Origin of the sequence: Paraburkholderia sp. GAS42 (assembly GCF_050436565.1) — a bacterium.
GTDB lineage: Bacteria > Pseudomonadota > Gammaproteobacteria > Burkholderiales > Burkholderiaceae > Paraburkholderia.
This window is the reverse complement of the sequence record NZ_JBNDML010000003.1, coordinates 353,276-376,804: the sequence shown is the minus strand read 5'-3', so window position 1 is coordinate 376,804 and position 23,529 is coordinate 353,276. Positions and strand designations below refer to the sequence as shown.

Below are 23,529 nucleotides of genomic sequence, written 5' to 3'. Positions count from 1 at the left end.
CGGGACGCGAACCGCATCGGCATCGTCGCGGGCGTCGGGTCGATAGCTCGCGCCGTTTGGAAGAATCGCTCCAGCCATTTGCCGGGCGACGCTTGATATGATCACCGGCCGATCTCGAAAAGCATGGAGAACAACTATGAGCGACATCAACGCACTGTTCGCGCAGGCCCAGGAAGACGTGAAGCAACTGCCGGAGCGCCCGGGCAACCTGACGCTGCTGCGTCTGTACGCGTTGTTCAAGCAGGCCACCGACGGCGACGTTCACGGCGACAAGCCCGGTTTCACCGACATCGTCGGTAAATACAAGTACGACGCATGGACGGCGCTCAAGGGCACCGCACAGGACGCAGCGAAACAGCAATATGTCGAACTGGTCGAATCGCTGAAGAGCGGCGCATCAGCTTGAGATAGCCAAGGGCGCCGTCCCATCCATCCGCCGCCGGCAATTCCGGGATAGTGGCGCAGTGCAGCAAAACCCTATATAATGCGCCTGCGCTTCACTGCTTTGCCCGGTTTTCATTCCGGCCGTTGCTGCGCAGCGCCTCGTAGCGTTTTGCTCCAATCCAGTTTAGAACCTGTCCCCTCCTGCCAGCAGGCCCTCTTTCCGGGCCGTCAAGTACCAGGCTGGCGACAATGCCAATATCGGCTTGTCGCATCCGATACAGCTTCTAACGAAAAGCTCGCCTTCATTGTTGCGAGCTGCCCCCGTTTTTCGATTTGCTCGCTGCTTCTTTGCTCGCTGAATCCGACGACTTGGGTATGCCGATTGGCGCCGACGTTTCACTTCCCGTGTTTCAAGGATTCTCATGACTTCGAGCAATACCCCCAGCCCGTTGAACGCCATCGCCGATCAAGCCCTCGGTCTCGATACGCCTGCCGCCATCGCCACGTCTGACGTCGCGATCGAAGCCGCCGCTGTCGAAGCAGGCGCGCCGACCGGTCCGACGTTCGCGTCGCTTGGCCTGTCGCCGGAAATCGTCTCCGCGCTGACGGCCGCCGGCTATTCGTCGCCGACGCCGGTGCAGCAGCGTGCCATTCCTGCAGCTATCGCTGGCCGCGACCTGATGGTGTCGAGCCCGACCGGCTCCGGCAAGACGGCAGCCTTCATGCTGCCGGCCATCGAGCGTTTCGCCCAGTTGCAAAAGACCCAGGCTGCGCAGCCGCGTAACGCAGGCTCCGGCCCGGATCGCAGCGTGCGCCGTCCGCAACCGGTTGCCCGTCCGAGCCTGCTGGTTCTGACGCCGACCCGCGAACTCGCGATGCAGGTCACCACCGCCGCGTCGACGTACGGCAAGCACCTTAAGCGTCTGCGCACCGTCAGCATTCTGGGCGGCGTGGCGTACGGCCAGCAGTTGATGCTGCTCGCCAAGAACCCCGAAATTCTCGTCGCAACGCCGGGCCGTCTGCTGGACCACCTGGAACGCGGCCGTATTGACCTGTCGCAACTGCAGATCCTCGTCCTCGACGAAGCCGATCGCATGCTCGACATGGGCTTTATCGAAGACATCGAAACGATCGTCAAGGCGACACCCACATCGCGTCAAACGATGCTGTTCTCGGCCACGCTCGACGGCAAGATCGGTTCGCTGATCGGCCGCCTGCTGAAGGATCCGGAACGCATCGAAATCGTCCAGCGCATGGAACAGCGTACGAACATTGCGCAGACCGTGCATTACGTCGATGACCGCGATCACAAGGATCGCCTGCTCGACCATCTGCTGCGCGACTCCGGCCTCGACCAGGCCATCGTGTTCACGGCAACGAAGAACGAAGCGGACCAGCTGGCTGGCCGTCTCGCCGACGCCGGTTTCGAATCGGCCGCGCTGCATGGCGATCTGCCGCAGGGCGCGCGTAACCGCACGATCAAGGCATTGCGCGATCGCAAGGTACGTGTCCTCGTGGCAACGGACGTGGCTGCTCGCGGCATCGACATTCCGGGCATCACGCACGTGTTCAACTACGATCTGCCGAAGTTCGCTGAAGACTACGTGCACCGTATCGGCCGTACTGGCCGTGCCGGTCGCTCGGGTATCGCAGTCAGCCTCGTGCATCACGCCGAACAGGGCGCGCTGAAGCGCATCGAGCGTTTCGTGCGTACACCGCTGCCGGTCAACGTCGTTGAAGGCTTCGAGCCGCGCAAATCGGCTCCGTCGGGCAATGGCCGTCCGGGTTTCGGCGGCCGTGGCCGTCCGGGTGGTGGCAGCGGCGGTGGCCGTCGCTTCGGTAGCGGCACTGGCGACGGCAAGCCGGCTGGCAACGGCGGCGGCGCTCGCACGGGCGGCGGCGGCTGGGCAGGCAAGTCGGCAGGCGGCGGTTCGCGTGAAGGCTACGGCGGCTCGCGTGACGGTGGCTACGGCGCCCGTCGCAGCGACGGTCCGCGTACGGCGCGTCGCGGCAGCTAAAACAGTCACAGGCGGCGGGTCTGCGGTGTATGCAGACCCCTAAGCTGTGTCTATATCGATGCAAGCGGCCCCGTGCCGTATCAGGTATCAAGGAAAACCGGTGCTCATGCACCGGTTTTTTTTCGCCCTCTCGCCGCACCTTCGAAATTTCACAATGTGGAAAAATTTTTTGCGTCGTAAAAAATCGTGTTGCGTGGCACAACATAAGCTGTTGCAACAGGGGAAATTGCGTTTCTCATTGTGAAATAAAACAAATATACCATTGATTTATAACAATAAAAAATCTCAAGCAAAGCTGAGATCATGGCTGTTGCACCTGGCTCGATTTGCCTAGACTCTTATATAAGACTTCACGAAACGGAGCAGCCGGAAAGCCCGAATCGCAGGAGACACGAGTCAACTGATCCACCCTATTACGGCAAATCAAAGGAGCACACCATGTCACGTCAACAACAGGCTCAACAACTTCAACAGCAATGGGACACCGATCCGCGCTGGAAGGGCATCAAGCGGACGTATTCCGCTGAAGACGTGGTGCGTCTGCGCGGCTCCGTGCCTGTCGAGCACACGCTCGCGAAGCGCGGCGCAGAAAAGCTGTGGGAATCCATCCACAACGAGCCGTTCGTCAACGCACTCGGCGCGCTGACCGGCAATCAGGCCATGCAGCAGGTGAAGGCCGGCCTGAAGGCGATCTATCTGTCGGGCTGGCAGGTGGCCGGCGACGCGAACGTTGCGGGCGAAATGTATCCCGATCAGTCGCTGTACCCGGCGAACTCAGTGCCGCTCGTCGTGAAGCGCATCAACAACACGCTGACGCGTGCCGACCAGATCCAGTGGTCAGAAGGCAAGAACCCGGGTGACGAAGGCTATATCGACTACTTCGCACCGATCGTCGCTGATGCGGAAGCCGGTTTCGGCGGCGTGCTGAACGCGTTCGAACTGATGAAGTCGATGATCGAAGCCGGCGCCGCAGGCGTCCACTTCGAAGACCAGCTGGCCTCGGTGAAGAAATGCGGCCACATGGGCGGCAAGGTGCTCGTGCCGACGCGCGAAAACATCGCGAAGCTGACGGCTGCGCGTCTCGCGGCTGATGTCTCCGGCACTCCGACCATCCTGCTTGCCCGCACGGACGCGGAAGCGGCTGACCTCGTGACGTCGGACATCGACGACAACGACAAGCCGTTCCTGACCGGCGAGCGCACGATCGAAGGCTTCTACCGCACGAAGCCGGGCATCGAACAGGCAATTTCGCGTGGCCTCGCCTACGCACCGTACGCCGACATGATCTGGTGCGAAACCGGCAAGCCGGATCTCGAATTCGCGAAGAAATTCGCTGAAGCGATCCACAAGCAGTTCCCGGACAAACTGCTGTCGTACAACTGCTCGCCGTCGTTCAACTGGAAGAAGAACCTCGACGATGCGACGATCGCGAAGTTCCAGAAGGAACTCGGCGCGATGGGCTACAAGTTCCAGTTCATCACGCTCGCCGGCTTCCACGCGCTGAACTACTCAATGTTCAACCTCGCACACGGCTATGCCCGCACGCAGATGAGCGCCTTCGTCGAAATGCAGCAGGCTGAATTCGCGGCAGCCGAAAAGGGCTTCACCGCGGTGAAGCACCAGCGCGAAGTCGGCACCGGCTACTTCGACGCTGTGACGCAAACCGTCGAGCGCGATGCGTCGACGACGGCCCTGCACGGCTCGACGGAAGACGAGCAGTTCTTCGACAAGAAGGTCGCCTGATCCGGCTAACCGTGGACTGATTGCGGCCCGAACGGCACGACAGGCAAAACAGGGAGAAACGGCCCCGCAGAGGGCCGTCACGAAAGGAAGCCCGGCTGCCAGTCACACACCGGCGGCTGGAATGGCACCTGCGAGGCGTTTCGGCACGGCATCCCGTGCTGGGAACTGACACAACGCGCGTCGGCTACCCGCCGGCGCGTTTTTCCTTGCCTGTCCTGAACGCGCCGCACCGGTCCCGGTCACGCGGCTGACGCCAGGGTGGAAGGTGGTCCCCAAGCCTAGCGGTAGACGATCACCGGAATTTTCGTATGGGTGAGGACACGCTGGGTCTCGCTGCCGATCAGCAGACTGCCGAGCCCGCGCCTGCCGTGCGATGCCATGAAGATGACGTCGCAGCCGCCCCGCTCCGCCGCCTCGATGATGCCGAGGTACGGCGACGGATGAACACTGGTCTCACTGGAGCAGTCGACGCCTGCTTCGAGCGCCGCCTGTTCGACCTCCCGCAGATGCAGGCGCGCTTCGCGTTCGCTGCGCTCCTGAAAATCGACGGGCGGCTCGATCACGACCTCGGAGAACGGCGAGTAGGGATATTGCGGCAGACACGCGTACGCCGTGACGCGCGCACCGACGGCTCTCGCGAGATCGATTGCACCGTCGATGGCCATTTTCGACAGATCTGAACCATCGGTCGGAACAAGGATGTGCTTGAACATCGTGCCCTCCGTCGTCAGCTGTGGCATTCCGGCAGGTCCGGGGGATGCAGGACGTGTGCAGTTCGTCTGGCAACGCGCGGCGCCTCGAATCGATTGTAGTGCGCAGAAATCAGCAACACGGCCCGCGTGCGGGTCTGTCCGCATATCGGAAACCCGCGCGAGCCTCGTGGGCCGTGGCTTTGCGCTAGCCCCAATAGCCTGGATGACTGTACGTATGTTTCAGGAAGTCGAGAAAAAGCCGCACACGCAGCGGCAGATGGCGACGCTGCGGAAACACGGCGTGTATGCCGATGGGCGGGGCCGCGAACTCGTCGAGCACCGCGACGAGGCGTCCGGCCGCGATGTCCGTTCCGACTTCCCACCAGGAGCGCCAGGCAAGCCCGTAGCCTTCGAGACACCACTCATGCAGCACCGCGCCGTCCGAACACTCCATCGTGCCGGAGACCCTGATCGATACGGTTTTATCGCCCTGCTGGAACATCCAGCCGCGCTGCTGGTTCGCGCTTGCGCCCAGCGCGAGGCAGTTGTGACGGGCGAGTTCGGCGAGCGTCTGCGGCGCGCCGCGACGCGCCAGATAAGCCGGCGAAGCGACGACGACGCGCCGGTTGTCGCCCAGCCGCAGCGACACCAGCGACGAATCGGGCAGTTCGCCGAGCCGCACCGCGCAGTCGAACCCTTCGTTGACCAGATCGACCATCCGGTCCGAGAGATCGAGCGTGATCGATACATCGGGATGCGCGACCGTGAAAGCCGGTACGAGCGGCGCGACGTGACGTCGCCCGAAGCCCGCCGGCGCCGACACGCGCAGATGCCCGCTTGCCTTCACGCCGCCCGCCGACACGCTCGCCTCCGCGTTCTGCATGTCGTGAATGACGCGCTGGCAGTCTTCGAGAAACGCAGAGCCTTCGAACGTCAGCGTGATTTTCCGTGTCGTGCGCACAAGCAGTTTCACGCCGAGACGCTCTTCGAGCGCATCGATGCGGCGTCCGATGATGGCTGGCGCGACGCCTTCGGCCTGCGCAGCCGACGACAGGCTGCCCCGCGTCGCGACGGCGATGAAAGTTTCGATCTGCTTGAAACGGTCCATGGCGAGTGGGCGCGTCGCGCGGACGCTGAAAATGGCATTGAGCGCCAGATTAGGTATATGAAAGTAAAAGATCAAGTGATGTTTATGGTCTTTTTAAGCGCAAGACATCACTAATAGAATCCGTCTTGACCTCTGACTGGAGCGCACGGCAATGTCGGCCACAACGACACTCTTCCCCAAAGCAGTGATTTTCGACGCGTACGGCACGCTTTTCGACGTGCATTCGGTCGTCGCTGCCGCAGAGCAGATGTTCCCCGGCCACGGCGATGCACTTTCGCCGCTGTGGCGTCAAAAGCAGATCGAATACACACAGTTGCGTACGCTGTCGGATACCGGCGGTGCGCGCTACGAACCGTTCTGGACCATCACGCTCGACGCATTGCGCTTCTCCGCGCGCAAGCTCGGCCTCACGCTGAACACGGCCGCCGAAAAGCGCCTGATGGACGAATACGCGTGCCTCTCCGCCTTCCCCGACGCCGTGCCGGCGCTGCGCCAGTTGCGCGACCGTAAAGCCAGCGGCACCGATGGTGGTGCCGGAGAGCGCATCGGCCTGGCGATTCTGTCGAACGGCAACCCGCAGATGCTCGATATCGCCATCAAGAGCGCGGGAATGACCGGCCTCTTCGATCACGTGCTGTCAGTCGACGCGGTGCGCGCCTACAAGCCTGCGCCGGCCGCCTACGCGCTCGGCACGGCCGCCTTCGGCGCGACGCCGCGCGAGATCGTGTTCGTGTCGTCGAACGGCTGGGACGCGGCCGGCGCGACGTGGTTCGGCTACACCACTTTCTGGATCAACCGTGCGCACGGGCCGGCCGAGGAACTCGGCGTCAGCCCGCATGGCACCGGCGCAAGTCTCGCCGATCTGTCCGTGTTTCTGGACACCCTTTCGCTTTCGCCGCCCGACAAAAGTTCAGGCCGCACGCGCCACAGCCCTGGTGCCACGCGGAATGAACGGCATTGAACGGGCATGCAACACCTCATCGCAATTTCATAATCTGACCGACCAAGGGAGAAACCATGACGAATACATCGTCGTTGTCGTTGCCACTGCCGCAGGGCATGCGGATCACCGCTGAAATCAAGCCGGGCTTCGAATCGATTCTCACGCCCGACGCGCTGGACCTCGTTGCGAATCTGCATCGCGTGTTCGAGCCACGTCGCCAGCAACTGTTGAAGGTGCGCGCCGAACGCACGAAGCGCCTCGACGCCGGCGAGCGCCCCGACTTCCTCGCTGAAACGCAGCACATCCGCGACAGCGACTGGAAGGTTGCGGCGCTGCCGAAGGATCTCGAATGCCGTCGCGTCGAGATCACCGGGCCGGTGGAACGCAAGATGATCATCAACGCGCTGAATTCGGGCGCGGATTCGTACATGACGGACTTCGAGGATTCGAACGCGCCAAGCTGGGACAACCTGATCACCGGGCATCTCAACCTGAAAGACGCAGTGCGCAAAACGATCTCGCTCGAGCAGAACGGCAAGTCGTACCGTCTCAACGACAAGGTCGCGACGCTGATCGTGCGTCCGCGCGGATGGCATCTCGACGAGAAGCATGTGACGGTAGACGGCCAGCGCGTGTCCGGCGGCATCTTCGATTTCGCGCTGTTCCTGTTCCATAACGCGAAGGAACTGGTGGCACGCGGCTCGGGTCCGTACTTCTATCTGCCGAAGCTGGAGAGCCACATTGAAGCGCGTCTGTGGAACGACATCTTCGTCGCGGCTCAGGAAGCGGTTGGCATTCCACGCGGCACGATTCGCGCGACAGTGTTGATCGAGACGATTCTCGCGGCGTTCGAAATGGATGAGATCCTGTACGAACTTCGCGAGCACAGCTCGGGCCTGAACGCGGGCCGTTGGGACTACATCTTCTCGGCGATCAAGAAGTTCAAGAACGACAAGGACTTCTGTCTGGCGGACCGTTCGCAGATCACGATGACCGTACCGTTCATGCGCGCTTACGCCTTGCAGCTGCTCAAGACATGTCATCGTCGTAACGCACCCGCGATCGGCGGCATGAGCGCGCTGATCCCGATCAAGAATGACCCCGCCGCCAACGACAAGGCGATGGGCGGTGTGCGTTCCGACAAGGCACGCGACGCTGGCGACGGTTACGACGGCGGTTGGGTCGCTCACCCGGGTCTCGTGCCCATCGCAATGGAAGAGTTCGTCAAGGTGCTGGGCGACAAACCGAACCAGATCGGCAAACAGCGTGAAGACGTGCAGGTCACCGCGAAGGACCTGACCGACTTCCGTCCGGAAGCGCCAATCACCGAAGCCGGTCTGCGCAACAACATCAACGTCGGCATTCACTATCTGGGCTCGTGGCTCGCTGGCAATGGCTGCGTGCCGATCCATAACCTGATGGAAGATGCGGCGACTGCCGAGATCTCGCGCTCGCAGGTGTGGCAATGGATCCGTTCGCCGAAGGGCAAGCTTGACGACGATCGCAAGGTCACCGCCGCGCTGGTGCGCGACCTGATCAGACAGGAACTCGACAAGGTCAGGACCGCGGTAGGCGGCGACACGAAGCCGTACGAACGCGCGGCAGAAATCTTCGAACAGATGTCGACCTCGGAGAGCTTCACCGAGTTTCTGACACTGCCGCTGTACGAGGAAATCTGATGCTGCCGCGTTCGCCTGATCGCGAGCCCGCGTGAGCGCTTTGCTACGGGTTTAGCGCGGTTCCAGCGTGTGACGTAACGGCTCAACAGGTCCAGACCTGTTGGGCCGTTACGCTTTATCCGCTGGCGGCGGTCGCTGCGGAGGACGGACCCGTTGCGGTTGCGGCAGTGGATGCGCCTGTTACCACGTCGACGAAAACCCGATGGACCCGCTGACGGTCATGTATCCGCAAGCGAGCTTCACCCTATCGCCCGCGACGATGCGCGACCCAGTCACCCGACGCAATCTCCTTCAGCCCGACCACCGCCTCTTTCGTAACCGGATAAATGCGGCACGCGACCGCCACGCCGTCGACCTCGATCGTGACATCACGTCCGCGAAACAGCCCTTCGACACCCGGGTACACCTGTTCGATTTCATCGAGTACAGCCACAAGTTCGTCGTCGATTTCGTAGACGTCGCCCACGACAGGCACACCACGATCATCCACAACGAGGCCCGGATACGAGCTGAAATCGTATAGCCGGCCGTTCACTGCTGCCGTGCCGAGCAGGGTGGGCGGCGCGATATCGTGACGTGCGGCTGCCGCGCTGATGTCGTTGACTTCGCCCGCCCGGAGCGTGCCGTAGACGAATACGTTCTGCATGCCTTCTTCCTCTTCCGATCAGTTCAATGGCGCGGTTGCAACCAGCACGCCATCGATATCTGCATAGACCCATTCGCCCGGGCGCACGACCGATCCCGGCAGACGTACCGGCACGTCACGCTCGCCGCCACCGCGCTTCTGACTTCGTTGTGGATGCGTCGCGAGCGCAGCGATGCCTATATTGCATTCGTTCAGTTCGAGCGTATCTCGCACACAGCCATTCACGACGATGCCCGCCCAACCATTTTTTTCGGCAATCTGGCCGAGGTTGCCGCCGACGAGCGCGCATCGCAGACTGCCCCCACCATCCACGACCAGCACGCGCCCTGCACCCTTTTCTTCAAGCGTGGTGCGTACAAGCGTGTTGTCTTCGAACAGCTTCAACGTCACGGCTTCGCCGCTAAACGAACCCGCGCGGCCCCACAAACGAAACACGGGCTCGAGTACGCGAAGTGTGTCTGCGGCCAGCTGGTCCTCATTGGCGTCGCACAGGTCTGCGGTTGCGAAGGTCATCGATGTCTCCAGAGAAATGAATCGGATGACATGCATTATGCCCCGCAAGAATTTCAGGCAACCCTCGGCCGTCTGGCTAACGCTGCATGACACCCGCGCCGAAGTCCACGCAACGCCCCTACAATGGCATCACATCTTGCATCCGGTTGCGATCCTGCTTCTCCATGAACCTGCCCATTGCCACACCGAAATCGACGCGCGTCGATTTCGCCGACATACCACCGGAATTCGCGCCGACGCCCACACACCCGATCCGCGTCCGGTCGCGGCCGATGCCCGCTGGCGTGCGCGTTGCGCGTCATACGCACGCATGGGCGCAAGTCGCGTATGCGTCACGCGGCGTATTGCGGATCACAACGTCAGGTACGACCTGGATGGTGCCGCCATCGCGCGCGATCTGGGTACCGCCTTACGTCACGCACGAGGTCGTTATCGTCGAGGATGCCTTTCTGCGCACGCTCTACGTGAACGAGTCAGTCGTGCCGCCGGGGCTCGATACGTGCCGTGTGGTCGAGGTGTCGGGGCTACTGCGTGAGGTCATCGCCGCGCTCGATACGACTGGATTGTCTGTGGCACGCGAGCAGCTACTCGGCTCGCTGGCGCTTGATGAACTGACGCGCTCGGAACCGTTGCCCCTCTCGGTGCCGATGCCAGCTGAGAAACGACTCAGGGCGCTGTGCGAAGCCGTCATCGCCGACCCGGCCAATACGGATTCTCTGGAAGGCTGGGCATCGACCGTGGGCGCCAGCACGCGCACCATCGCGCGTCTGTTTCGACAGGAACTCGGTGTGAGTTTTTCGCAATGGCGTCAGCAGGCCGTTCTCGCGCGTGCGATCCCGTTGTTGAGCCAGGGACGGCCGCTTTCGCAGGTCGCCCAGGAACTGGGCTATCAAAGCCAGAGTGCGTTTTCTGCGATGTTCCGGCGCGCGTTTGGCGAGAGCCCACGTGCGTTCATCGAACGTGGCGCCGAGCATCGCGAGGGCAAACACAGCGAGGATGAAGACGAGAGCAATCTGCTCGTGGACGAGCACGACACGCATCGCGGCCAGCTGAAATAGCGGCACGCTGGTACCGAAGGTATCAGACGCGGCGTGCCATATGCCGGATCGCCCCAAGCTGCGCGAGACGCGGCCCGGCGAGACGGAAGCCCATTCGTTGATAAAGCCGCGCGGCCGGGTTGTCGACGAAAACGCGCAGCTGCAACTCCCTCAGCCCGCGCGCTCGCGCCCACCGGTGCGACATGTTCAGCAGGTATGTGCCGGCACCCTGCCGACGATGTCCTTCGGCGATCTGCACGTCGCGGATATGCAGCGAGTCGCCTTCTTCGGTGACCCGCAGAACGCCGATCCCTTCGCCATCCACTTCGAGGATGAAATTCTCCGACTCGCGCCAGCTGGCGAGAAACAGATCGCCGCGCCACACCAGATGGTGTCGCTTGTAGTAGCCGCCCATGTTGTTGCGCGTGAGCGCTTCTGCAAACTCGAAGTCATCCATGCTGGCTTCGCGCAACAGGAAGGCAGGCGACAAAACTTCGGTCGGGTCGAGCATGGCGCATCGGACGGGGTGATGACCCACAAAGGTAAGACAGGCGGCGTGCGCTGGCAAGGGCGGTTTGCCCGATGCGGCCCGGTGAGGACTGTGGGCCGGCCGGGAAAGCGCCAATGGAAGCCGCGGCTAAGGTGGCGACAGGAGTCGGCGAAAGCCGGCGACGAAAAAGAAAAAGCCCGCTGAAAATTCAGCGGGCTTTCCTTGATCTGGCGGAGCGGACGGGACTCGAACCCGCGACCCCCGGCGTGACAGGCCGGTATTCTAACCAACTGAACTACCGCTCCAGTTTTCTGCATCGTGGCTTGTGAGCGTTGGTTATCTCTCTCAAGCTGCATCGCCGGCATGTTATGGCGCTGCTGATGTCTGGCGTCCCCTAGGGGATTCGAACCCCTGTACTCACCGTGAAAGGGTGATGTCCTAGGCCTCTAGACGAAGGGGACAACGTACGCTTACACCTTTAATGAAAAAGCCCGCTCAAGCGCACCTGAACGGGCTTTGTCTGGCGGAGTGGACGGGACTCGAACCCGCGACCCCCGGCGTGACAGGCCGGTATTCTAACCAACTGAACTACCACTCCATTTACTGCATCGTGGCCCGCGAGCGATAGCTAAATCTCTGCAAGCGACATCGCTTTAACTACGAAGCGACGCTGATGTCTGGCGTCCCCTAGGGGATTCGAACCCCTGTACTCACCGTGAAAGGGTGATGTCCTAGGCCTCTAGACGAAGGGGACATAATCTTTTCAGATTCTGTCTTGTTCTCGCTGCTAATTAACGTCAACGTTTCGTTAACAGCGAAGAACGCCATTCTAACTGCCATACTGCCGTTTGTGAAGTCTTTTTTGCTACAACCACTGCGTTCGCGAAAGACTTCAACCTGCTCTGATGGTGGAGGTAAGCGGGATCGAACCGCTGACCTCTTGCATGCCATGCAAGCGCTCTCCCAGCTGAGCTATACCCCCTTGCAGAACAGAAGCGAGATTGTAGATAGCGAATCCCGTTTTGTAAATACCCTTTGAGTCATCGCATGCGACTTTTTTCGAAGCCGCATGCGCTTGTGCACATGTTCGTTCAGGCCACGCTGATCGTTCAGGCGAGTGCGTTCTCGATGCGACTCACAACGACATCACGACCGAACAGCATCAGCACGCTGTCGATCGAAGGTGTGTGCGTCGTGCCAGCGACGAGCAGACGTACCGGCATCGCGAGCTGCGGCATCTTCAGCTTGTGCGCGCCGAGCGTGGCCTTCAGCGCAGCGGCGATGCCCTCCTTCGTCCACTCCGCGTTCTTCAACGCGCTGACCAGATCGGCGAGCGCGGGACGCACTGCGTCGGTCACGTGTTGCGCAACGGCTTCGGGTTCCGGAGCCGGCTCACGGTAGAACATCGCAGCGTTCCCGGCGATCTCCTTGACGGTCGACGCACGGTCTTTCAGCAAGCCCACCACAGCCGTCAGATCGGCGCCGCTGGCAAGCGCCGCGTCATCGATACCCAGCGCGGCAAAGAACGGCTTTGCGAGACCCGCAAGACGCGCGTTGTCGGCTTCCTTGATGTAGTGAGCGTTCAGCCAGCTGAGCTTGTCGTGGTCGTACTGTGCCGGCGACTTGCCCAGATGCTCGAGGTCGAACCATTCGACAAATTGTTCCCGCGAGAAAATTTCCGCGTCGCCGTGCGACCAGCCGAGCCGCGCGAGATAGTTGAGCACGGCCTCCGGCAGGTAACCGGCATCGCGATAGCCCATCACGCTCATCGCGCCATGCCGCTTGCTCATCTTTTCGCCCTGCTCGTTGAGCACGGTCGGCAGGTGAGCATAGACCGGCGGCTCTGCGCCGAGTGCGCGCAGGATGTTGATCTGACGCGGCGTGTTATTCACGTGATCGTCGCCGCGAATCACGTGCGTGATGCGCATGTCGATATCGTCGACGACCACGCAGAAGTTGTACGTCGGCGTGCCGTCCGGACGCGCGATCACGAGATCGTCCAGTTCTTCGTTCGAGATCTCGATGCGCCCCTTCACCGCGTCATCCCAGGCGACCGTGCCCGTCAGCGGATTGCGAAAGCGCAGCACCGGCTCGACGCCTGCAGGCGGCGTCGGCAGCACCTTGCCCGGTTCCGGGCGCCACGTGCCGTCGTAACGCGGCTTCTCGCCCGCGACGCGCTGGCGTTCGCGCAGCGCGTCGAGCTCTTCCGTGGACATGTAGCACGGGTACACGAGGTCCTTCTCCGCCATCTGCTTCAGCACTTCGCGATAACGGTCCATGCGCTGCATCTGGTAGAACGGACCTTCGTCGTAATCGAGGCCGAGCCACTCCATCCCTTCGAGGATCGCGTCGACAGATTCGGACGTCGATCGTTCGAGGTCGGTGTCCTCGATTCGCAGCACGAACGCGCCTTTCTTGTTGCGGGCGAACGCCCACGGATACAGCGCGGAACGGATGTTCCCCAGATGGATGAAACCAGTGGGACTCGGTGCGAAGCGGGTACGGACGGGTGTGGTCATATGCGGTTACTCGAAGGCAGGCGCCGACGCGCGGACATTGTCGCGGTGACGCGCGAAAGCGGAACGCGTCCATGCGGCGCATGCAGTGTGCAACGCGGCGCGTGGACTCGAATGACAGATGCGAGACGGCGATTATACCCGTCGGCTGCTGCTTCCCGCGCCGCGCTAGCTTGCGCGAGGCGGGAATCGCGGGGCATTGCCGCGCAACGCTACCAGGCGGGATTGCCACACGCCGTAACCGCGCGGCGATCGCGCTTTGCTTTATGATGTGCGCGCGCCGCCGTTCCGTTCGCGGCGCGGTGCGATCGCCACGGGCGCTCGTGTACGCATGATCGCTGCGTCCTGTCGCGAGATGCCCGGATCCGGGTCGCGCAACGCAGCCGCTGGAGAAATCGTTGAAGCCGTCATCCCCTCGCCTGAGCCGCCGCACCTTTTCACTTGCCGCGGCATCCGCCGTCCTTACCGCGTGCACGACTACGCCTGCGACGACGAACACGGCCGGCAGCAAATCCGGCGCCGGCGCGTCGACCGACAACCCGATCGCGACCAATCCGCCGCCTGTCGCCAAACCGCCGCGACCCGTTCGAGTCGGCATTGCACTCGGCGGCGGCGCTGCGCGCGGCTTCGCGCACATCGGCGTGATCAAGGCGCTTGAAGCGCGCAACATCCAGGTTGACCTGGTGTGCGGCACGAGCGCGGGCTCGGTGGTGGGTGCGCTGTACGCGTCGGGCATGACCGGTATCGACATGAACCGGCTGGCGTTGAAGATGGACGAAGCGTCGATCAGCGACTGGGCGATGCCGTTTCGCACGCGCGGCCTTCTGCAGGGCATCGCGCTGCAGAACTACCTGAACGCGACGCTCAACAATCGACCGATCGAAAAGATGGTGAAGCCGCTCGGCGTCGTCGCGACCGATCTGAAAACCGGTCAGCCGATCCTGTTCCAGCGCGGCAACACGGGCATTGCCGTGCGCGCATCGTGCAGCGTGCCATCGGTGTTCGAGCCGGTGAAGATCGGTGGACATGAATACGTCGACGGCGGTCTGGTGAGCCCGGTGCCGGCGTCATTCGCCCGCAAAATGGGTGCGGACTTCGTGATCGCAGTCGATATCTCCGCGCGCCCGGAAACGGCCCTCACGGCCAGCTCGTTCGACGTGCTGATGCAGACGTTCACGATCATGGGCCAGACGATCAAGGCCTACGAACTCGAAAAATACGCTGACATCGTGATCAGCCCGAATCTCGCCGCGATGAACAGCAGCGATTTCAGCCAGCGCAACGCGGCGATTCTTGCCGGCGAGGAAGCGGTCGCGAAGATCATGCCGGAGTTGCAACGCAGGCTCGCAGCGGGACGACCGGTCGTCTGACGGCTGGCGCGCCTTGATTTCAGCCGTCGGTTGGCGCCAGAAGTAAAAAAGCCCGCTTCTTTCGAAGCGGGCTTTTTCGTACCTGCAAGGTGCAACCCGTAGCGCCGATCAGTTGCCGCCGATGGTGGCATTCACGCGCGTACGCAGGTCCTGCTGTTCCGTAAACGATGTCTCGATACGACGGGCGCCCGTGAAACGTTTTTCCCAGTAGCCATCATCCAGATCGTCGACGCGGATGGTGCTGCCGGTGGAAGGCGAATGCACGAACTTGTTGTCGCCGATGTAGATGCCCACGTGCGACGCCGCGCGACGCATCGTGTTGAAGAACACGAGATCGCCCGGCTTCAGTTCGCTCATGCGTACTTTTTCGCCGACGCGGCTCATTTCTTCCGCGCGACGCGGCAGCGCCATGCCAAGCGTGTCCTGGAACACGTAGCGGACGAAGCCGCTGCAATCCAGTCCCGAATCGGGCGTATTGCCGCCCCAGCGGTAGCGAACGCCAATCATGTTAAGCGCGCCCACCACGACATCGCCAGCCTTGCCGGCCATGCCGGAAAGAAACGACCGTGCGCCGCTATCGCTGGACGATGCGGCGCTCTGGTTTTGCGAATTGGGGGAGGACAGCGAATTCGATCCATTCTGGATCGAAAATGTGGCGTTCTGGTTAATACTGCTTACTTCGTCGGCGAACGCGCCGGGAGCTGCAGCCATCATGACGCCGATGAACATCCCGGCGACGACGCGCGTACAAGCCTGGGTTAGAGATCGGTGCTGCATCGGTCGGTAGTTTTTGCCTAAAAATCAGTGGGATACGGAAAGTTTTGACGATACTAGCCAGTAAGTATTTATCTGTCAAAACAAATAGAAAAATACAATCGAGACACGCACCCAATTGGTGAATGTTAGGTAGCGAACGAAGCTTTCAGCAGCTTTCGTGTGTAAGGGTGATCTGGCGCAGCAAAAATTTTCTCCACATCCCCAGACTCGACGATAGAACCGTTCTGCATCACCGCGACCCGATGCGCCATCGCACCGATCACCGCCAGGTCGTGACTGATAAAAACGAAGCCGAGGTTGTACTTTTTTTGCAACGCGGCCAGCAGCTTGAGCACCTGCTGCTGGATCGATACGTCCAGCGCGCTGGTCGGCTCATCGAGGATCAGCAGACGCGGCTCCAGCACCAGCGCACGCGCGATAGCGATCCGCTGTCGTTGCCCGCCGGAGAATTCGTGCGGATAGCGCTGCAGAACCGTCCGGTCGAGGCCAACCTCACGCAGCACCGAAACGACCTTTTCGCGCCGGCCCTGCGCACCCAGCTGCGGCCGATGGAGCGCCAGGCCTTCGCCGACGATCCGCTCGATGGTCTGTCGCGGAGAAAGCGAACTGAACGGGTCCTGAAAGACAACCTGCATGTTCGAGCGCAGCGTGGTCTGTTCCTGCCCCCGATACGTCTTGAGCGCCCTGCCCTGGAAATCGATTTCTCCCGCCGCCGTCCGTTGGAGACCGAGGAGCGCCATCGCGAGCGTGGATTTTCCCGACCCCGATTCGCCGACGATCCCGAGAGTCTCGCCTTGCCTCACGGACACATCCGCGTCGGCCACCGCGCGGAATCGTCCCGAACCGAACCAGCCGCGCACGCCCGGCAGCTTCGTGCGGAAATCGACCGAGACATCGCGCGCCTCGAGGATGACCGGGGCAATCGGCATGACCGGCATCACGGTCCGCTCCGGGTGGCTTTGCAGCAGGCGTTGCGTATACGGATGTTTCGGCGACGCGAACAGCTGTTCAACCGGCCCGCTTTCGACGAGCACGCCGTTCTCCATCACCGCCACACGTTGCGCGAAGTGACGCACCAGATTCAGGTCGTGCGTGATCAGCAGCACGGCCATGCCACGCTTCTCCGCTTCGTCGCGCTGCAGTTCGAGCAGCAGTTCGACGATCTGCGCACGGATCGTGACGTCGAGCGCGGTGGTCGGCTCGTCGGCGAGCAGCAGCCGCGGCCGGCACGACAGCGCCATCGCGATCATCGCGCGCTGCCGCTGGCCGCCCGACAGTTGATGCGGATAGCTGTTGACGCGCTTCCCCGGCTCCGCGATACCCGTGCGTGCCAGCAGCGCGACAGTCCGCTTACGCGCTTCGAGCGGCGACACGCCGTCGTGCAGCACGATCGTCTCCGCGATCTGGTCACCAATCGTGTAGAGCGGATTGAGCGCTGTCATCGGCTCCTGGAAGATCATCGCGATGTCGGAGCCGCGCAGGCCGCGCATCTCGCGTTCGCTCTGCGTCAACAGTTCTTCGCCGTTGAAGCGGATCGAGCCGCTCACCTGCGCGTCGCTGAGCAGACGCAGGATCGACAGTGCCGTCACGCTTTTGCCCGAACCCGATTCGCCGACAAGCGCAACGCGCTCGCCGCGCTCGATGGCAAGCGTCACGTCGTTGACCGCCACCGTGTCGCCGAAAGTGACGCGCAGGTGATCGAGCGCGAGCAGCGGCCCGGCGAACGGCGGAGTCGTCGGATTGTTCGCGCCGCTCACTGGTTACCTCCGGCACGCATGGCATCGGCGATGCGGGTGTCGAGTGCGTTGCGCAGCGCGTCGCCCATGAAGGTGAGCAGGAGCAGCGTCGCGACGAGCACGCCGAACGTCGACAGCGAGATCCACCACGCGTCGAGATTGGCCTTACCCTGCGCGAGCAGTTCACCAAGACTCGGCGTCGGCGATGGCACGCCGAGGCCGAGGAAATCGAGGCTCGTCAGCGCGAGAATCGAGCCGCTCATGCGAAACGGCAGAAACGTGATGACCGGCGTGAGACTGTTCGGCAGCGCGTGACGCCAGATGATCTGCCAGTTCGACAGACCCATCGCCCGCGCCGCGCGCACATAGTCCTGTTGCCGATTGCGCAGAAACTCCGCACGCACGTAGTCCGACAGGCCGATCCAGCCGAACAGCGACAGCAGCACGATCAGCAGGATGAAGCCAGGCTCGAAGATCGACGCGAAGATGATCAGCAGATACAGCTCCGGCATCGCACTCCATATCTCGATCAAACGTTGGCCGAAGATGTCGGTCCGTCCGCCGAAATATCCCTGTATCGCACCCGTGAAAATGCCGATCACCGTACCGATGAACGTCAACACCAGCGCAAACTCCACGGATACACGAAAGCCGTACAGCAGCCGCGCGAACAGATCGCGGCCGCGATCATCGGTGCCGAGCCAGTTGTCGCGCGAAGGCGGCGCAGGATTCGGTACCTTCGAGAAATAGTTGAGCGTGTCGTAGTAGTACGGATTCGGCGGATAGATCGCAAAGTTACCGGGCGTGTCGAAGCGATGTTTGATGTACGGATCGAGGTAATCCGCGGGCGTCGGAAAGTCGCCACCGAATGTGGTTTCCGGATATGTCTCGAACAGCGGGAAATACAGATGCCCTTCGTAGCGCACGACGACCGGCTTGTCGTTCGACCACAGCGGCCCGGCGAGACTCGCCACAAACGCGATGACGAAAATGATCAGGCTCCAGTACCCGAGACGCTGCTGCCTGAAGCGCTGCCAGATACGTCGCGTCGGCGATGGCGACACGAACGCGCGAACCGTCTCGGTGCGGGTGTTTGGAACGGCCTGGCTCAAGTCAGCGCTCCAGTTGCTCGAATTGGATACGGGGATCGACCCAGACGTAGCACAGGTCGGAAATCAGCCTGGTCGCAAGACCGATCAGCGTAAAGAGATACAGCGTGCCAAGCACGACCGGATAGTCGCGACGCACAACTGATTCATACGACAGCAACCCGAGACCGTCGAGCGAAAACAGCGTCTCGATCAGCAGGCTGCCCGTGAAGAACGCGCCGATGAACGCACCGGGAAAACCGACGATCAACGGCAGCAGCGCGTTGCGAAATATATGCTTCCACAACACGCGCCGCTCGGAGAGGCCTTTCGCGCGCGCGGTCAGCACGTATTGCTTGCGGATTTCGTCGAGGAACGCGTTTTTCGTCAGCATCGTGATGACCGCGAAGCTGCCGATCACGGAAGCGAAAATTGGCAGCGTGATGTGCCAGAGATAATCGACGATCTTGCCGCCGACACTCAGTTGCGCCCAGTTATCGGACGTGAGATTGCGCAACGGAAAGAGTTGCAGGAACGAGCCGCCGCCAAACAGCACGAGCAGCAGCACGCCCAGCACGAAGCCAGGAATCGCATAACCGACCAGCACCAGCAGGCTCGTCGCGACATCGAAGCGCGAACCGTTGCGCACCGCTTTCGCGATGCCGAGCGGTATCGATATGAGATAGGTCAGGAAGAAGGTCCAGAGGCCAATGCTGATCGACACCGGCAGCTTCGAGACGATCAGTGACCACACGCTCTGATGACGAAAATAGCTTTGTCCGAGATCAAAGCGCGCGAAGCGTTTGAGCATCAGCACATAGCGTTCGAGCGGCGGTTTATCGAAGCCGTAGAGCGCCTTGAGTTGCGCGATCTGCTGTGCGTCGACGCCCGAATGCGCGCGCAGGCCGAACGGCGCGCCCTGCTCCGCGCCCTTGCGCAGATCGTGAACGGCCTGTTCGACCGGGCCGCCCGGCACGAACTGGATCACGACGAACGTCAGCGTCAGCACGCCGAGCAGCGTCGGGATCATCAACAGCAGACGTTTGAGGATGTAACTCCACATGAGCGGTGGTCCGGTGCGCGGTCTAAAGCAACTGAAAGCGTGCTGCGATGCTGACGGGTGCGGCAGTTGATCGATCGGGTGCGATGTGGAACATCACGGCTTCGGCACGAACCACCACATCGAGGTGATCCATTCGTTTGCCGAATAGTACAGCGGCAGCGTCTTCGGCCATGCCATGCCGCGCCGAAAAGCCACGCGGTGCGTCGCGCTGTACCAATGCGGCACAACATAGTAACCATGCATCAGCACGCGGTCGAGCGCGTGCGTGGCGTCGACCAGCTGCTCACGTGTCTGCGCCTGGATCAGCGCACTCAGGATCGAATCGACGGCCGGCGACTTCAGGCCGATGTAGTTGCCCGAGCCCGTTTCGCCTGCCGCCTTGCTGCCGAAACGGTCGATCTGTTCGGAGCCGGGCACCTGCACGTCGGGCAAACGGATCGTCGTGGCGTCGAAATCGAACGCGTCGAGACGCTTCTGATACAGCGCGAAATCGACCACGCGAAAGCGCGCAACGATGCCAAGCTTGCTCAGATTGCGTACGAAAGTCGCGACAATCGGCTCCATCGACGCAGCCGCGCCCGAATCGTCGAGAATCTCGAATTCGAACGGCTCGCCCTTCGCGTTACGCAACGCGCCGTCGCGATAGGTCCAGCCCGCGGCGGTAAGCAGCGCGCGCGCCTGCAAGAGATTCGCGCGCAGCGAGCCAGGTGGATCAGTATCGGGTTGCTTCGGCGGTGGCCCGAATACGGTGGGGTCGAGTTTCGCGCGCCACGGGTTCAGCAACGCGAGTTCGCCGGCGGACGGCAGACCCTTCGCCTGCAGATCGGTATTCGCGAAGAAGCTGTCGATCCGTTTGTACTGGCTGTAAAAGAGTTGCCGGTTCAGCCACTGAAAGTCGAGCGCAAGATCAAGTGCCTTTCGCACGCGCACATCCTGAAACAGCGGCCTTCGCTGATTCAGGATAAAGCCCTGCATGCCCGTGCCGTTGTGCTGCGGAAACTCGAGCTTGATCAGTTCGCCGCTGTCGAACTTCTTGCCGACGTCCCGGCGCACCCAGCTCCGCGCGACGTATTCGACAAACGCGTCGTACTCGCCGGCCTTGAAGGCTTCGCGTCGCGCAATTTCATCGGAATACAGCTTGTACGTGATGCGCTCGAAGTTGAACGTACCGACGCGCACGGGTAATGCGGCCCCCCAGTAATCCGGATCGCGACGATAGGTGATATTGCGGCCGTTATCGTAATGCTCGATCAGGTACGGCCCGCTGCCGACCGGTTCCTCGAATGCAACCTGGTCGAACGCAACGTGGCTACCGTCCGGCTTCGCGCCCCACTTGCGCGAAAAGACCGGCACGCCGCCCGCGATCAACGGCAACTCGCGATTGCGCTGACGGAACTCGAAGCGGATCGTCTTCGGGTCGACGACAACCGCACGTGTAATCTCCGCGAAGAACGCGGCGAACTGCGGCGCGGCCTTCGGGCTTTTCAGCGTGTCGAACGAATACTTGACGTCGTCTGCCGTCACCGGATCGCCGTTCGAGAAATGCGCGCGCGGATTGATGTGGAACGTCGTCGACATGCCATCAGGCGCGATGTTGACATCGTCCGCCAGCAAGCCGTAGGCGGACGCGACTTCGTCGGAACTACCTGTCATCAGGCTCTCGAACATGACGCCGAGGCCGGGTGCCGAATTGCCGCGCAGCGTGAACGGATTGAACTTGTCGAAGCTCGTCAGACGGTCCGGATTCGCGAGCACCAGCGTGCCGCCTCTGGGTGCATCTGGATTCACGTAATCAAAGTGTTTGAAGTCAGCCGGATACTTCGGCTCGCCGTACTGCGCAATCGCGTACACCGCATGAGCCGTCTGCGTTGCCAGCATCGCGCCAGAACCGCACGCCACGGCCATCGAACACACCGCCACCGAACGCGGAATCGCCTTGACGCTGACACGCGATAACGTGCGAATTGCGGCATGCCATCCAGCACGAAACGGGTGCGGCCATCGCGAGCCAGTTGGCAAGCCAGTCGTCATAGGGGCCTTATTGGTCAGGGGGCAGTTGCAATGTGAGAGAATTCTACCCAATAAACCCGCGCGAACCGTACGTCTGGCCACGTCATGGCCATTCGGCCAGGGCTAACCCAGGTCCAACTCATGTCAACCCCGGTCAAAACCCGGTCGAACGTCACGGCGCGCAGACTTCATCTGGAGATTTCATGGGCTTTCTCGCTGGTAAACGAATCCTGCTGACCGGCCTGCTGTCGAACCGTTCCATTGCGTACGGTATCGCGCAGGCGTGCAAACGTGAAGGCGCCGAACTCGCCTTCACGTATGTCGGCGACCGCTTCAAGGACCGCATCACCGAATTCGCCGCCGAGTTCGGCAGCAACCTGATCTTCCCGTGCGATGTCGCTGACGACGCACAGATCGACGCCCTCTTCGTCTCGCTGAAAGAGCACTGGGGCAGCCTCGATGGCCTCGTCCATTCGATCGGCTTTGCACCGCGCGAAGCCATTGCTGGCGACTTCCTCGACGGCATGACGCGCGAAAACTTCCGTATCGCGCACGACATTTCCGCCTATAGCTTCCCGGCGCTCGCGAAAGCTGCGCTGCCGATGCTGTCGAACGATGCGGCGCTGCTCACGCTCAGCTATCTCGGCGCGGAAAAGGCGATCCCGAACTACAACACGATGGGTCTGGCGAAGGCTTCGCTCGAAGCGAGCGTGCGTTATCTGGCGGTTTCGCTCGGCGGCAAGGGCATTCGCGTGAACGGCATTTCGGCGGGCCCGATCAAGACGCTCGCGGCGAGCGGCATCAAGGGCTTCGGCAAGATTCTCGAATTCGTCGAAAACAACGCGCCGCTCAAGCGCAACGTGACGATCGAACAGGTCGGCAATACGGCGGCGTTCCTGCTGTCCGATCTCGCAGGCGGCGTGACCGCGGAGATCGTGCACGTCGACAGCGGGTTCAGCGAGGTCGTCGGCGGCATGGCCGGTATCGGCGAATAACCCGCGCGGGCTTCAGTATTGCCCGCCGGAGACGACGCGACGACGGCGTGATCGCAGTGGTTGCAGCGATCGCCGCCCCAACGAAAAAGCCGCCCAGCAGGGCGGCTTTTTCGTTCCACACTTCACGACACGCTTAGTGCCAGCCATTGTGGCGGCCGTTGTCATGATGATCATGGTCACGGTAATCACGATCGTAACCACGGCCCGGATGACGACGATACCAGTCATCGCGGTCCCAATAGCGACGGCCATCATAGTAACGGTCACCGTGCCAGCCGATCACAATCGCCGGAGCGCCGTACACGGGTACGCCATACACCGGCGCAGGCTGATAGACGACGGGCGGTGGCGGAGGCGGCACGTAGACCGGCGCCGGCGCAACGTAGACAGGAGCCGGAATGCCGATGTTGACACCCACGTTCACGCCTGCCATCGCAACGCCTGACGCCCCGACCGCCAGCGCACCGATCAACAACGAAACAACACTAGCCGACTTCATGTATTCACCTTGGCAAGTTGATTTTGTTGGCCGGAATATAACTTAAGGTGGCCGTTTGCGTATTTCAACTTTGTAATAACTGATGCACAACATCGCAGCCTGACTCACTCCGTTACGTGTGGTTACACGGGTGGCAGATTTGAAAAGCTTTCACAGACGGAAAAGAGGCGCTGCGATCAGACGAAAGCTGGAAGTCGATCCGCTCCTGCTTATTTCTACGTT

Annotated in this window: 20 protein-coding genes and 5 tRNA genes; 8 read left to right on the top strand and 17 right to left on the bottom strand. The window is 61.7% G+C overall.

Going from position 1 to position 23,529, the window contains the following annotated elements; genetic code table 11:
- Positions 1–136 precede the first annotated feature (136 nt).
- From P3T16_RS06655 to aceA, 3 genes are all read left to right on the top strand, one after another.
- On the top strand, positions 137–406 hold the full coding sequence (locus tag P3T16_RS06655; protein ID WP_429341628.1) for an acyl-CoA-binding protein: 270 nt from the start codon (positions 137–139) through the stop codon (positions 404–406).
- Between the two features lie 400 nt (positions 407–806).
- On the top strand, positions 807–2,402 hold the full coding sequence (locus tag P3T16_RS06650; RefSeq protein WP_429341627.1) for a DEAD/DEAH box helicase: 1,596 nt from the start codon (positions 807–809) through the stop codon (positions 2,400–2,402).
- A gap of 438 nt (positions 2,403–2,840) precedes the next feature.
- Positions 2,841–4,145: an isocitrate lyase gene (aceA, locus tag P3T16_RS06645; RefSeq protein ID WP_429257608.1), complete on the top strand. Its 1,305-nt coding sequence runs from the start codon at positions 2,841–2,843 to the stop codon at positions 4,143–4,145.
- 278 nt (positions 4,146–4,423) lie between these two features.
- Here the strand turns inward: aceA and P3T16_RS06640 are convergent, their stop codons facing one another.
- Both P3T16_RS06640 and P3T16_RS06635 read right to left on the bottom strand, forming a co-directional pair.
- Entirely contained in the window at positions 4,424–4,858 is a 435-nt protein-coding gene (locus P3T16_RS06640; RefSeq protein WP_429257793.1) for a universal stress protein, read from the bottom strand.
- A gap of 184 nt (positions 4,859–5,042) precedes the next feature.
- Positions 5,043–5,945 (bottom strand): LysR family transcriptional regulator, encoded by a 903-nt coding sequence (locus P3T16_RS06635; RefSeq protein ID WP_429257609.1) that lies wholly within the window; start codon positions 5,943–5,945, stop codon positions 5,043–5,045.
- A gap of 151 nt (positions 5,946–6,096) precedes the next feature.
- Here P3T16_RS06635 and P3T16_RS06630 point away from each other — a divergent pair, with 151 nt between their 5' ends.
- Together P3T16_RS06630 and aceB are read left to right on the top strand one after the other, a co-directional pair.
- Positions 6,097–6,906 carry a haloacid dehalogenase type II gene (locus tag P3T16_RS06630; RefSeq protein ID WP_429341626.1) on the top strand — a complete coding sequence of 270 codons (810 nt, stop codon included), beginning with the start codon at positions 6,097–6,099 and terminating at the stop codon, positions 6,904–6,906.
- 56 nt (positions 6,907–6,962) lie between these two features.
- Complete coding sequence (gene aceB / locus P3T16_RS06625) at positions 6,963–8,567, top strand: malate synthase A (RefSeq protein ID WP_429341625.1); 1,605 nt, start codon at positions 6,963–6,965, stop codon at positions 8,565–8,567.
- A 244-nt stretch (positions 8,568–8,811) separates the two neighbouring features.
- Here the strand turns inward: aceB and P3T16_RS06620 are convergent, their stop codons facing one another.
- Together P3T16_RS06620 and rraA are read right to left on the bottom strand one after the other, a co-directional pair.
- Positions 8,812–9,213: a gamma-glutamylcyclotransferase family protein gene (locus tag P3T16_RS06620; RefSeq protein WP_429341624.1), complete on the bottom strand. Its 402-nt coding sequence runs from the start codon at positions 9,211–9,213 to the stop codon at positions 8,812–8,814.
- 18 nt (positions 9,214–9,231) lie between these two features.
- Complete coding sequence (gene rraA / locus P3T16_RS06615) at positions 9,232–9,726, bottom strand: ribonuclease E activity regulator RraA (RefSeq protein ID WP_429341623.1); 495 nt, start codon at positions 9,724–9,726, stop codon at positions 9,232–9,234.
- A gap of 164 nt (positions 9,727–9,890) precedes the next feature.
- Between rraA and P3T16_RS06610 the strand changes: the two genes are divergently transcribed.
- Positions 9,891–10,784 carry an AraC family transcriptional regulator gene (locus P3T16_RS06610; RefSeq protein WP_429341622.1) on the top strand — a complete coding sequence of 298 codons (894 nt, stop codon included), beginning with the start codon at positions 9,891–9,893 and terminating at the stop codon, positions 10,782–10,784.
- Between the two features lie 22 nt (positions 10,785–10,806).
- Here P3T16_RS06610 and P3T16_RS06605 read toward each other — a convergent pair whose 3' ends face one another.
- The 7 genes from P3T16_RS06605 to gltX all read right to left on the bottom strand — a co-directional run bounded on the left by P3T16_RS06605 (position 10,807) and on the right by gltX (position 13,772).
- Positions 10,807–11,274 (bottom strand): GNAT family N-acetyltransferase, encoded by a 468-nt coding sequence (locus P3T16_RS06605; protein ID WP_429257615.1) that lies wholly within the window; start codon positions 11,272–11,274, stop codon positions 10,807–10,809.
- A 207-nt stretch (positions 11,275–11,481) separates the two neighbouring features.
- Positions 11,482–11,558 (bottom strand) — tRNA-Asp (locus P3T16_RS06600).
- Between the two features lie 80 nt (positions 11,559–11,638).
- Positions 11,639–11,714, bottom strand: a tRNA-Glu gene (locus P3T16_RS06595).
- 60 nt (positions 11,715–11,774) lie between these two features.
- Positions 11,775–11,851, bottom strand: a tRNA-Asp gene (locus tag P3T16_RS06590).
- A gap of 80 nt (positions 11,852–11,931) precedes the next feature.
- A tRNA-Glu gene (locus tag P3T16_RS06585) sits at positions 11,932–12,007 on the bottom strand.
- A 152-nt stretch (positions 12,008–12,159) separates the two neighbouring features.
- Positions 12,160–12,235: transfer RNA gene (locus P3T16_RS06580), tRNA-Ala, on the bottom strand.
- Between the two features lie 127 nt (positions 12,236–12,362).
- A complete protein-coding gene (gene gltX / locus P3T16_RS06575; RefSeq protein WP_429341621.1) occupies positions 12,363–13,772 on the bottom strand; it encodes a glutamate--tRNA ligase in 1,410 nt (469 codons plus the stop codon).
- Positions 13,773–14,167: 395 nt separating this feature from the next.
- Between gltX and P3T16_RS06570 the strand changes: the two genes are divergently transcribed.
- The gene (locus tag P3T16_RS06570) at positions 14,168–15,139 is read left to right on the top strand and encodes a patatin-like phospholipase family protein (protein ID WP_429341620.1); all 972 of its coding nucleotides are present in this window, start codon (positions 14,168–14,170) and stop codon (positions 15,137–15,139) included.
- A gap of 108 nt (positions 15,140–15,247) precedes the next feature.
- Here P3T16_RS06570 and P3T16_RS06565 read toward each other — a convergent pair whose 3' ends face one another.
- The 5 genes from P3T16_RS06565 to P3T16_RS06545 all read right to left on the bottom strand — a co-directional run bounded on the left by P3T16_RS06565 (position 15,248) and on the right by P3T16_RS06545 (position 21,708).
- Entirely contained in the window at positions 15,248–15,916 is a 669-nt protein-coding gene (locus tag P3T16_RS06565; protein WP_429341619.1) for a C40 family peptidase, read from the bottom strand.
- Positions 15,917–16,041: 125 nt separating this feature from the next.
- A complete protein-coding gene (locus tag P3T16_RS06560; RefSeq protein WP_429341618.1) occupies positions 16,042–17,673 on the bottom strand; it encodes an ABC transporter ATP-binding protein in 1,632 nt (543 codons plus the stop codon).
- Positions 17,670–18,764, bottom strand: coding sequence for an ABC transporter permease (locus P3T16_RS06555; RefSeq protein ID WP_429341617.1), 1,095 nt, complete (start codon positions 18,762–18,764; stop codon positions 17,670–17,672). Before P3T16_RS06555 ends, P3T16_RS06560 begins: the two co-directional genes overlap by 4 nt.
- A 1-nt stretch (position 18,765) precedes the next feature.
- Positions 18,766–19,803, bottom strand: coding sequence for a microcin C ABC transporter permease YejB (locus P3T16_RS06550; protein WP_429257621.1), 1,038 nt, complete (start codon positions 19,801–19,803; stop codon positions 18,766–18,768).
- Positions 19,804–19,896: 93 nt separating this feature from the next.
- Positions 19,897–21,708 carry an extracellular solute-binding protein gene (locus tag P3T16_RS06545; protein WP_429341616.1) on the bottom strand — a complete coding sequence of 604 codons (1,812 nt, stop codon included), beginning with the start codon at positions 21,706–21,708 and terminating at the stop codon, positions 19,897–19,899.
- Positions 21,709–22,016: 308 nt separating this feature from the next.
- Between P3T16_RS06545 and fabI the strand changes: the two genes are divergently transcribed.
- A complete protein-coding gene (fabI, locus tag P3T16_RS06540; RefSeq protein WP_429257623.1) occupies positions 22,017–22,808 on the top strand; it encodes an enoyl-ACP reductase FabI in 792 nt (263 codons plus the stop codon).
- A 133-nt stretch (positions 22,809–22,941) separates the two neighbouring features.
- Here the strand turns inward: fabI and P3T16_RS06535 are convergent, their stop codons facing one another.
- A complete protein-coding gene (locus P3T16_RS06535; RefSeq protein WP_429341615.1) occupies positions 22,942–23,307 on the bottom strand; it encodes a hypothetical protein in 366 nt (121 codons plus the stop codon).
- Positions 23,308–23,529: the final 222 nt, after the last annotated feature.

Excerpts from the sequence above, each read along its gene's own strand:
- P3T16_RS06620 (WP_429341624.1), bottom strand. The coding sequence starts at position 9,213 with ATGCAGAACGTATTCGTCTACGGCACGCTCCGGGCGGGCGAAGTCAAC.
- P3T16_RS06650 (WP_429341627.1), top strand. The coding sequence starts at position 807 with ATGACTTCGAGCAATACCCCCAGCCCGTTGAACGCCATCGCCGATCAA.
- fabI (WP_429257623.1), top strand. The coding sequence starts at position 22,017 with ATGGGCTTTCTCGCTGGTAAACGAATCCTGCTGACCGGCCTGCTGTCG.
- rraA (WP_429341623.1), bottom strand. The coding sequence starts at position 9,726 with ATGACCTTCGCAACCGCAGACCTGTGCGACGCCAATGAGGACCAGCTG.
- P3T16_RS06565 (WP_429341619.1), bottom strand. The coding sequence starts at position 15,916 with ATGCAGCACCGATCTCTAACCCAGGCTTGTACGCGCGTCGTCGCCGGG.
- aceB (WP_429341625.1), top strand. The coding sequence starts at position 6,963 with ATGACGAATACATCGTCGTTGTCGTTGCCACTGCCGCAGGGCATGCGG.
- aceA (WP_429257608.1), top strand. The coding sequence starts at position 2,841 with ATGTCACGTCAACAACAGGCTCAACAACTTCAACAGCAATGGGACACC.
- P3T16_RS06535 (WP_429341615.1), bottom strand. The coding sequence starts at position 23,307 with ATGAAGTCGGCTAGTGTTGTTTCGTTGTTGATCGGTGCGCTGGCGGTC.
- P3T16_RS06545 (WP_429341616.1), bottom strand. The coding sequence starts at position 21,708 with ATGGCCGTGGCGTGCGGTTCTGGCGCGATGCTGGCAACGCAGACGGCT.
- P3T16_RS06655 (WP_429341628.1), top strand. The coding sequence starts at position 137 with ATGAGCGACATCAACGCACTGTTCGCGCAGGCCCAGGAAGACGTGAAG.
- P3T16_RS06610 (WP_429341622.1), top strand. The coding sequence starts at position 9,891 with ATGAACCTGCCCATTGCCACACCGAAATCGACGCGCGTCGATTTCGCC.
- P3T16_RS06605 (WP_429257615.1), bottom strand. The coding sequence starts at position 11,274 with ATGCTCGACCCGACCGAAGTTTTGTCGCCTGCCTTCCTGTTGCGCGAA.
- P3T16_RS06640 (WP_429257793.1), bottom strand. The coding sequence starts at position 4,858 with ATGTTCAAGCACATCCTTGTTCCGACCGATGGTTCAGATCTGTCGAAA.
- gltX (WP_429341621.1), bottom strand. The coding sequence starts at position 13,772 with ATGACCACACCCGTCCGTACCCGCTTCGCACCGAGTCCCACTGGTTTC.
- P3T16_RS06550 (WP_429257621.1), bottom strand. The coding sequence starts at position 19,803 with ATGTGGAGTTACATCCTCAAACGTCTGCTGTTGATGATCCCGACGCTG.
- P3T16_RS06630 (WP_429341626.1), top strand. The coding sequence starts at position 6,097 with ATGTCGGCCACAACGACACTCTTCCCCAAAGCAGTGATTTTCGACGCG.
- P3T16_RS06635 (WP_429257609.1), bottom strand. The coding sequence starts at position 5,945 with ATGGACCGTTTCAAGCAGATCGAAACTTTCATCGCCGTCGCGACGCGG.